Source organism: Kitasatospora sp. NPDC048715 (genome assembly GCF_043198905.1).
Classification (GTDB): Bacteria; Actinomycetota; Actinomycetes; order Streptomycetales; family Streptomycetaceae; genus Kitasatospora; species Kitasatospora lactacystinica.
The window spans coordinates 285,875-296,417 of the sequence record NZ_JBICVH010000015.1; the positions used below are offsets into that span (position 1 = coordinate 285,875).

2 protein-coding genes are annotated in these 10,543 nt (G+C 71.2%); both read right to left on the reverse strand.

Features of this window, described 5'->3' with window-relative positions; translation table 11 throughout:
- Positions 1–13: 13 nt before the first annotated feature.
- A complete protein-coding gene (locus ACGFSC_RS27560) occupies positions 14–1,339 on the reverse strand; it encodes an MFS transporter (RefSeq protein ID WP_359912533.1) in 1,326 nt (441 codons plus the stop codon).
- A gap of 153 nt (positions 1,340–1,492) precedes the next feature.
- Entirely contained in the window at positions 1,493–10,501 is a 9,009-nt protein-coding gene (locus ACGFSC_RS27565) for an amino acid adenylation domain-containing protein (RefSeq protein ID WP_359912530.1), read from the reverse strand.
- Positions 10,502–10,543: the final 42 nt, after the last annotated feature.

A 10,543-nucleotide genomic window follows, 5' to 3' on the forward strand; every position in this document is an offset into this window, starting at 1 on the left:
GACGCCCGGCGTCTCAGCGGACCGCCTCGACCGGCTCCACGTCCGCCTCCGGGTCCGTCTCGGGGTCCGTCTCCGGCCGGCGCACGGACATCTGCCCGGTCGGCAGGTCCCGGTGGCCGCGGATCGGGGAGCAGTAGAGGAAGAGGGCCGCCGCCGGTACGCCCGCGGTCAGGATCCACAGGGCCGGGCGCAGACCGAGCCAGGTGCCGAGCGCGCCGCCGAGCACGGCGCCCAGCGGCATCGTGCCGTAGTTGAGGAACGCGGAGCTCGCGACGAGCCGGCCGAGCACGCCGCTCGGGCAGTAGCTCTGGACGAACCCGGACTTGAGCACATTGCCCGCCACCACGCCGATCGACACCCCGGCGTAGGCGAGGACGACCATCGTCAGCCCCCAGCCGGGGCCGGCCAGCGGGATGAGCAGGGCCAGCGCCGGCAGCACCAGCTCGAACATCAGCAGGGAGCGGCCGGTGCCCAGCCTGGCGCTGACCCGGCGCACGACGAAGGCTCCCAGCACGCCGCCGACACCGCCGACCATCGCCAGGCTGCCGATCGTCCCGGAGGACAGGCCGATCTCACGGACCAGGAAGACCACGGTGAGCGACTGGTACCCGGACAGGGCGAGGTTGGACGCCGCTCCGAAGAGTGCCAGGCTCCGCAGGAAGGGGTCGCCGAAGAGCAGCCCCAGTCCTTCCCGGATCTCCTCGGCCATGGCGCCGCGCGGTCGTTCGACCCGCTCGGGAGCGGCCTCCCGGTGCCGGATGCCGACCAGGCAGAGCGTCGCGAGCAGGAAGGTCGTCGTGTTGACCAGCATCCCGTTGGCCGCGCCCGCGAGTTGGATGAGCAGGCCGCCGCAGCCGAGCCCGACGATCTGCGCCGCGGAGGCGCTGCCCTGGAGCTTGGCGTTGCCCTCGGCCTGGTCCTCCGGCTTCACCAGCGTCGGCAGGTAGGCGGTGTACGCGGTCTGGAAGAACACCGTGGCGGCGCCCGCGAGCAGGGCCACGAGCAGGAGTTGACCGACCTTCAGCACCCCCGCCCAGGCCGCCACGGGAACGCTGGCGAAGAGCGCGAAGCAGACGATGTTGGCCCAGAACATCACCTGCCTGCGCCTCAGCCGGTCCACCCAGACCCCCACCGGCAGCCCGATGAGCAGCCACGGCACCCAGGGCGCCGCGCTCAGCAGGCTCACCTCGAAGGTGTCGGCGTGCAGGGTCGAAACGGCGATCAACGGGACGGCGAGAACCGTGACCGACTGACCGAAGCGCCCCGCGGTCTCGCCCAACCAGAGGAGCCGGAAGTCCCGGTGGCGGCGGAGCAGGCCACCACGTGTGTCATTGCCCATCGATCGCTCCAATTTCTCGAGGAAGGGAAGCCGAACCGTCCGAAACCGCCCGCCGGCCGGGCCCCCTCCCGCTCGCCGGGCAGTGCCGGGACGAGCGGGAGGGCCGTCGCGCGGCCCGTGTGCCGACCGGCACACGGGCCGCCTATCCAGCAGCTAGGACCCGTCGCGCTCGCCCGCGAGCCGGGCGGCGAGGACCGGGCCGATCTGGGCGAGCTGATCCGGCCGCGTCATTTCACCATGCCGTCCGGTCACCCGGTGCACCTCGATCCGGCCCGTGACGTGGGGCTGCCAGTCCTCGGGCCGCACCGGCGGGAACGGCTCCTCCCTGGTCGCCTCGAAGAAGAGCACATCGCCCCTGAACGTACGGGACTTGAACGAGTCCAGCACCGCGATGTTCCCGAGGAAGACCCTGGCCATGGCCTCCAGCGTGGCGTCGTCGAGCAGCGCGAACGGACCGTCCGCCGCCGCCGCGGAATCCGGGTCGTAGCCGAGCGACTCCAGGAGCGCCCGCACGGCCTCCTCGCCGCTCGGCGCCTCGGCCGACCCGGCCGGGGTCCCGGTGCCACCGGCCGGGAAGCCGTCCATCAGGGTGAGGACCTCGATCTCCTCGCCCTCCTCCTGGAGCCGGACGGCGAGTTCATGGGCCACGACCCCGCCGAACGACCACCCCAGCAGCGCGTACGGGCCCTGCGGCTGCACGGAGCGGATCAGTGCCAGGTAGTCGTCGACCATGGCGTCGAGGCTCTCCGGAACGGCCTCGGGGGCCAGCAGGCCGCGGGCCTGGAGACCGTACAGGGCACGGTCGCCGTCGAGGTGGCGGAGCAGTCCCGAGTAGACCCAGCTGATGCCGGCCGCGGGGTGCACGCAGAAGAGCGGCCGGGCCGCCGGCCCGCTGCTCCTGCGCAGCGGCAGCAGGGTGGCGAGGGCGCCGTCGCCCTGCCCCGCGTCGTCCAGCCGTCCGGCGAGGGCGGCGGCGGTGGGGGCGTCGAAGACGTCCCGGATGCCGATCTCGGCGCCGAGGGCGGTGCGGATCCGGCTGATCAGCCGGGCCGCGAGGAGCGAGTGACCGCCCAGGAGGAAGAAGTCGTCGTCGATCCCCACCGACGGCACCCCGAGGACCTCGGCGAACACCGCGCACAGGATCTCCTCCTGCGCCGACCGCGGAGCCCGCCCGCCGCCGCCCGCACCGGCGACCGGCGCCGGCAGCGCCCGCTGGTCGAGCTTGCCGTGCGACGTCATCGGCAGCGCCTCCAGCACCACGACCGCCGAGGGCAGCATGTGGCGCGGCAGCCGCCCCGCGGCGAAGCGTTGCAGCTCCTCCGGGTCGGCCTCCCGGTCGGCGACCGGCACCACGTAGCCCACCAGGCGCTGGTCCCCCGGCCGGTCCTCCCGCGCCACCACGGCGGCCTGCGCCACCGTGTCGTGCGCCTGCAGCACCGCGGCGATCTCCCCCGGCTCGATCCGGAAGCCGCGGATCTTCACCTGGTCGTCCGCCCGGCCCACGTACTCCAGGGCGCCGTCGGCCCGCCACCGCACGAGGTCGCCGGTGCGGTACATCCTCTCGCCCGGCGCCCCGAACGGATTCGCCACGAAGCGCTCGGCGGTCAGGGCCGGCCGGCCCAGGTAGCCGCGGGCCAGGAGCTCCCCCGCGATGTACAGCTCGCCGGGGACGCCCGGCGGGACCACCCGCAGCCGGTCGTCCAGGACGAACAGCCGGGTGTTGCGGATCGGCCGGCCGATGACCGGCCGCTCGTACGCGCCGATCACGGCGTTCGTGCTGTACACGGTGCACTCGGTGGGACCGTACTGGTTGTTGCCGGCGACCCCGGCCCGCCGCAGGTCCGCCCAGAGCGCCTCGTCGACCGCCTCGCCGCCGACGTCGACGATCCGGGGGCGGGAGGAGCGCTCCGCGGAGAGCATGCCCAGCTCGATCAGCTGCCGGCAGTAGGTCGGGGTCGTCTCGATGTAGTCGATCCCCTCGGCCTCGATGTAGTCGACCAGGAGTTCCGGCGTCCGGCGCGTCCCGTCGTCCACCAGGTGCAGCTCGTGGCCGTCCAGCAGCCAGAAGAGCAGCAGCCAGCTGGCGTCGAAGGTCGTCGCCCCGATCATGGCGGCGCGCAGGGGGCGGCCGGCGGAGGCGATGTCGGCCCGGTAGACGTCCTCCCGGTGGCTGTGGACGAGGTTGGCCAGCGAGTGGTGCTCGATGAGCACGCCCTTCGGCTTCCCCGTCGACCCGGAGGTGAAGATGGCGTACGCGGAGTGCTCCGGGCGCAACGGCGAGAGCCGATCGGCGTCCGACACGTCGGCGTCGGACCGGCCGGCCAGTTCGGCGCCGACCGCGGGCTCCGCCAGGTCCAGCAGCTGCGGCACGCGCCCGCCGAGGCCCGCGAACCGCGCGGCGGTCTCCCGGCCGGTGATCACGAGGGCGGGCCCGCAGTTGTCCAGCATGTACGTGACCCGCTCGACGGGGTACTCCGGGTCGACGGGGACGTAGCAGGCGCCGGCCTTCAGGATCGCCAGCAGCGAGACGATCAGGTCGGTGCCCCGCGGCAGCAGGACGGCCACGGTCTGCTCCGGTCCCACCCCGCGGTCGATCAGCAGCCGCGCCAGGCGGTTCGCCCGCGCGTTCAGCTCACGGAACGTCAGGGCCTCGCCCTGGAAGACGAGCGCGTTCGCGTCCGGCATCCGCCGGACGCTCCCCTCGAAGATCTCCGGGACCGGCCGGGTGTCCGCCGGGACGCGCCCGGTGTCGTTCCACTCCACGAGGATCCGCCGGCGCTCGGCCGGGGTCAGGACGTCGACCGCCTCGATCGACCGGTCCGGGTCCGCGACCACGGCGGCCAGCAGCCGGAGCAGGCGGTCCGCCAGCAGGGTCATGGTGGTGCGGTCGAAGAGGTCGGTGGCGTAGTGCAGCACGGCGAGGATGCCGGCGGGCGCATTGGAGCCGTCCCGGTTCTCGACGCAGGTCAGGTTGAGGTCGAACTTGACGGGCGGCGTTCCGAAGGACTCGGGCTGCGCGGTGAGGCCCGGCAGCCGCAGGGTGCCCTCGTCGTTGTTCTGCAGAACCAGCATCACCTGGAAGAGCGGGTGCGTGGAGCTGGAACGGACGGGGTTCAGCTCCTCGACGAGCCGCTCGAACGGCAGGTCCTGGTTGGTGAACGCCGCCAGGTCGGTGTCACGGACCCGGCCCAGCAGCTCGCCGAAGGTGGGGGCGTCCGACACGTCGGTCCGCAGCACCAGCGTGTTCACGAAGAACCCGACCAGCTCGTCCAGGGCCTGGTCCGAACGCCCGGCGACGACCGTGCCGATCGGGATGTCCGTGCCGGCGCCCAGCCGCGACAGCAGAGCGGCCAGCGCCGCGTGCAGCACCATGAACAGGGTCACCCCGTGGCGGCGCGCCAACGCGTCCAGTTCGGCGTGCAGTTGGGGATCGAGGTGGAACTCCAGCAGCTCGCCCTCGTGCGAAGCGGCGGCGGGGCGGGGCCGGTCGAAGGGCAGAGCGACCTCCTGCGGCGAGCCCTTCAGCGCCTCCGCCCAGTAGGCGAGCTGCTGGTCCATGGTCTCGGCGAGCTGGTTGTGCTGCCAGAGGGTGTAGTCGGCGTACTGGACGGTGAGCGGCTCCCACTCCGGGGTGAGCCCGGCCAGCCGAGCCCGGTAGGCCGAGGCGATACCCGACCAGAGCGGACCGGAGGACCAACCGTCACTCGCGATGTGGTGCAAGGTCAGGACGAGAACGGACTCCCCCTCGCCGAGAGTGAACAGCGCGACCCGCAGCGGGAGTTCGGTGGCCAGGTCGAAGGTGGCGAACGCCTCGGCCGAGATCCGCTCCGCGACTTCGTCCGCCGTGCTCGGCTGGACCCGGAACGGGACCTGGGCGTCGCCGGCGGGCAGAATCAGCTGGCGGGGCTGCCCGTCGTGCGCGGGATAGATCGTGCGCAGGGCCTCGTGCCGGGCGACGACGTCGCCGATCGCGCCGCGCAGGGCCTCGACGTCCACCGTGCCGTGCAGGCGGAACGCGAAGGGGCTGTTGTAGGTGGCGGAGGCGCCTTCGAGCTGGTCCAGGAACCACAACCGCTGCTGGGCGAACGACAGCGGCAGCACCTCCGGCCGTGTTCCGGCCCGCAGCGCGGGTCGGGCCGGGCCACCGTCCTTCAGCTTCTCCACGACGCCCACGACCGTCGGGTTGCGGAACAGGTCACGGATGCCCAGCTCGGCGTTCAGGGTCGTACGGATCCGGCTGATCAACCGCGTCGCGAGAAGCGAATGACCACCCAGAGCGAAGAAGTTGTCGTCGATCCCCACCGACGGCACATCGAGGACCTCGGCGAAGAACGCGCACAGGATCTCCTCCTGCGCCGTCCGGGGACCACGATGCCCCCGCACAACGCCCTGCCCCTCCTCGGCCTCCTCCGCCGCACCGACCCGCGCCCGCTCCGCCCGCGCCAGGAAGTACCGCTCCTGATCAGGAGAATCGAAGACCTCCCAGCCGGACACCGGAACCTCCGGATCCCCGGCCACAACAGCGAGCAAGCGCACCAACCGCTCCGCCAGCAGGGTCATGGTGGCGCGGTCGAAGAGGTCGGTGGCGTAGTGCAGCACGGCGAGGATGCCGGCGGGCGCATTGGAACCGTCACGGTTCTCGACGCAGGTCAGGTTGAGGTCGAACTTCGCGGGCGGGGTCCCGAAGGACTCGGGCTGCGCGGTGAGACCCGGCAGCCGCAGGGTGCCCTCGTCGTTGTTCTGCAGAACCAGGAGCACCTGGAACAGCGGGTGCCGGCCCAGCGAGCGAACCGGGTTCAGCTCCTCGACGAGCCGCTCGAACGGCAGATCCTGGTTGGTGAACGCCGCCAGGTCGGTGTCACGGACCCGGCCCAGCAGCTCGCCGAAGGTGGGGGCCTGCGACACGTCGGTCCGCAGCACCAGCGTGTTCACGAAGAACCCGATCACGTCGTCCAGGGCCTGGTCCGAACGCCCGGCGACGACCGTGCCGATCGGGATGTCCGTGCCGGCGCCCAGTCGCGACAGCAGAGCCGCCAGCGCGGCATGCAGCACCATGAACAGGGTGACCCCGTAGCGGCGCGCCAACGCGTCCAGTTCGGCGTGCAGTTGGGGATCGAGGTGGAACTCCAGCAGCTCGCCCTCGTGCGAGGCACTGGCGGGGCGGGGGCGGTCGAAGGGCAGAGCGACCTCCTGCGGCGAGCCCTTCAGCGCCTCCGCCCAGTAGGCGAGCTGCTGGTCCATGGTCTCGCCGAGCTGGTTGTGCTGCCACAGTGCGTAGTCCGCGTACTGGACCGCCAGCGGCTCCCAGACCGGCACGGAACCAGCCAGCCGGGCCTGGTAGGCCGAGGCGATACCCGACCAGAGCGGACCGGAGGACCAACCGTCACTCGCGATGTGGTGCAAGGTCAGGACGAGGACGGACTCCCCCTCGCCGAGAGTGAACAGCGCGACCCGCAGCGGGAGTTCGGCGGCCAGGTCGAAGGTCGCGAACGCCTCGGCCGAGATCCGCTCCGCCACCCCCTCCTCCGTGCACGGCTCCACCCGGAACGGCACCTCGACATCGCCGACCGGCAGAATCAGCTGCCGCGGCTGACCACCGACCGTCGGATAGACCGTACGCAGGGCCTCGTGCCGGCCGACGACGTCGCCGATCGTCGCACGCAGAGCCTCGACGTCCACCGTGCCGTGCAGGCGGAACGCGAACGGACTGTTGTAGGTCGCGGAGGCGCCTTCGAGCTGGTCCAGGAACCACAACCGCTGCTGGGCGAACGACAGCGGCAGCACCTCCGGCCGCGTTCCGGCCCGCAGCGCGGGTCGGGCCGGGCCACCGTCCTTCAGCTTCTCCACGACGCCCACGACGGTCGGGTTCCGGAACAGGTCACGGATGCCCAGCTCGGCGTTCAGGGTCGTACGGATCCGGCTGATCAACCGCGTCGCGAGAAGCGAATGACCGCCCAGAGCGAAGAAGTTGTCGTCGATCCCCACCGACGGCACATCGAGGACCTCGGCGAAGAACGCGCACAGGATCTCCTCCTGCGCCGTCCGGGGACCACGATGCCCCCGCACCGCACCCTGCCCCTCCTCGGCCTCCTCCGCCGCACCGGCCCGAGCCCGCTCCGCCCGCGCCAGGAAGTACCGCTCCTGCTCGGGAGAATCGAACACCTCCCACCCGGACACCGGAACCTCCGGATCCCCGACCGCCACACCCAGCAACCGCACCAACCGCTCCGCCAGTTGGTCCGCGGTCCCCCGATCGAACAGATCGGTCGCGAACTGCAGAACAGCCGTGATACCGGCGGGCGCATTGGAACCGTCACGGTTCTCGACGCAGGTCAGGTTGAGGTCGAACTTCGCGGGCGGGGTCCCGAAGGACTCGGGCTGCGCGGTGAGACCCGGCAGCTCCAGCGACCCCTCGTCATTGTTCTGCAGGACCAGCATCACCTGGAACAGCGGGTGCCGGCCCAGCGAACGCACCGGGTTCAGCTCCTCCACCAGCCGCTCGAACGGCAGATCCTGGTTGGTGAACGCCGCCAGATCCGTGTCACGGACCCGGCCCAACAACTCACCGAAGGACGGCTCACCCGACACATCCGTCCGCAGCACCAACGTGTTCACGAAGAACCCGACCACGTCGTCCAACGCCTGGTCCGAACGCCCCGCCACCACCGTCCCGATCGGAACATCCGTCCCCGCACCCAGCCGCGACAGCAAAGCAGCCAGCGCCGCATGCAGCACCATGAACAGAGTGACCCCGTGGCGGCGCGCCAACGCGTCCAGTTCGGCATGCAGTTGGGCGTCGAGATGGAACTCCAGCAGCTCGCCGTCATGCGACGCGGCGGCAGGGCGGGGCCGGTCGAACGGCAAGGCCATCTCCTGCGGCAGTTCACCCAGCAGATCGCGCCAGTACGTCAGCTGCTCGTCGAGAATCTCGCCGAGCTGGTTGTGCTGCCAGAGGGTGTAGTCGGCGTACTGGACCGCCAGCGGCTCCCAGAGCGGCACGGAACCGGCCAGCCGGGCCTGGTAGGCCGAGGCGATACCCGACCAGAGCGGACCGGAGGACCAACCGTCACTCGCGATGTGGTGCAGAGTCAGGACGAGGACGGACTCCCCCTCACCGAGCGTGAACAGCGCCACGCGGAGCGGCAGTTCCGTCGAGAGACTGAAGAGGCCGAAGGCCTCCGCATTGATCCGCTCCGCCAGCTCCTCCTCCGCGCACGGCTCGACCGTGAACGGAACCCGGGCGTCCTCGACCGGCAGAATCAGCTGCCGGGGCTGACCACCGACCGTCGGGTAGACCGTACGCAGGGCCTCGTGCCGGGCGACGACGTCGCCGATCGCGCCGCGCAGGGCCTCGACGTCCACCGTGCCGTGCAGGCGGAACGCGAAGGGGCTGTTGTAGGTGGCGGAGGCGCCTTCGAGCTGGTCCAGGAACCACAACCGCTGCTGGGCGAACGACAGCGGCAGCACCTCCGGCCGCGTTCCGGCCCGCAGCGCGGGTCGGGCCGGGCCACCGTCCTTCAGCTTCTCCACGACGCCCACGACGGTCGGGTTGCGGAACAGGTCACGGATGCCCAGCTCGGCGTTCAGGGTCGTACGGATCCGGCTGATCAACCGCGTCGCGAGAAGCGAATGACCGCCCAGAGCGAAGAAGTTGTCGTCGATCCCCACCGACGGAACATCAAGCACCTCGGCGAAGAACGCGCACAGGATCTCCTCCTGCGCCGTCCGGGGACCACGATGCCCCCGCACAACGCCCTGCCCCTCCTCGGCCTCCTCCGCCGCACCGACCCGCGCCCGCTCCGCCCGCGCCAGGAAGTACCGCTCCTGCTCAGGAGAATCGAACACCTCCCACCCGGACACCGGAACCTCCGGATCCCCGACCGCCACACCCAGCAACCGCACCAACCGCTCCGCCAGTTGGTCCGCGGTCCCCCGATCGAACAGATCGGTCGCGAACTGCAGAACAGCCGTGATACCGGCGGGCGCATTGGAACCGTCCCGGTTCTCGACGCAGGTCAGGTTGAGATCGAACTTGACGGGCGGCGTCCCGAACGATTCGGACGTCACGACGACATCAGGAAGCTGCAGGGTGCCCTCGTCGTTGTTCTGCAGAACCAGCATCACCTGGAACAGCGGGTGCCGGCCCAGCGACCGCACCGGGTTCAGCTCCTCCACCAGCCGCTCGAACGGCACGTCCTGGTTGGTGAACGCCGCCAGATCCGTGTCACGGACCCGGCCCAACAACTCACCGAAGGACGGCTCACCCGACACATCCGTCCGCAGCACCAACGTGTTCACGAAGAACCCGACCACGTCGTCCAGCGCCTGGTCCGAACGCCCCGCCACCACCGTCCCGATCGGAACATCCGTCCCCGCACCCAGCCGCGACAGCAGAGCCGCCAACGCGGCATGCAGCACCATGAACAGAGTGACCCCGTGGCGGCGCGCCAACGCGTCCAGTTCGGCGTGCAGTTCGGCGTCCAGCCCGAACTCCAACAGCTCGCCGTCATGCGACGCGGCGGCGGGGCGGGGCCGGTCGAACGGCAGAGCCAGCTCCTGCGGTGAGCCCTTCAACGCCTCCGCCCAGTAGGCGAGCTGCTGGTCCATGGCGTCGCCGAGCTGGTTGTGCTGCCACAGTGCGTAGTCCGCGTACTGGACGGCCAGCGGCTCCCACTCCGGGGTGAGCCCGGCCAGCCGAGCCTGGTAGGCCGAGGCGATACCCGACCAGAGCGGACCGGAGGACCAACCGTCACTGGCGATGTGGTGCAAGGTCAGCACCAGGACCGATTCGTCCTCGCCGAGGGTGAACAGCACCACCCGCAGCGGAAGTTCGGCGGAGAGATCGAAGGTGGCGAACGCCTCGGCGGAGATCCGCTCCGCCACCTCGTCCTCCGTGCACGGCTCGACCGTGAACGGGACGTGGGCGTCGCCGACCTGCAGAATCAGCTGGCGGGGCTGGCCGTCGACCGTCGGATAGACCGTACGCAGGGCCTCGTGCCGGCCGACGACGTCGCCGATCGCGCCGCGCAGAGCCTCCACGTCCACCGTGCCGTGCAGGCGGAACGCGAACGGGCTGTTGTAGGTCGCGGAGGCGCCTTCGAGCTGGTCCAGGAACCACAACCGCTGCTGGGCGAACGACAGCGGCAGCACCTCCGGCCGCACGCCCGCCACCAGCGCCGGACGCGCCGGACGCCCCTCCTTCAG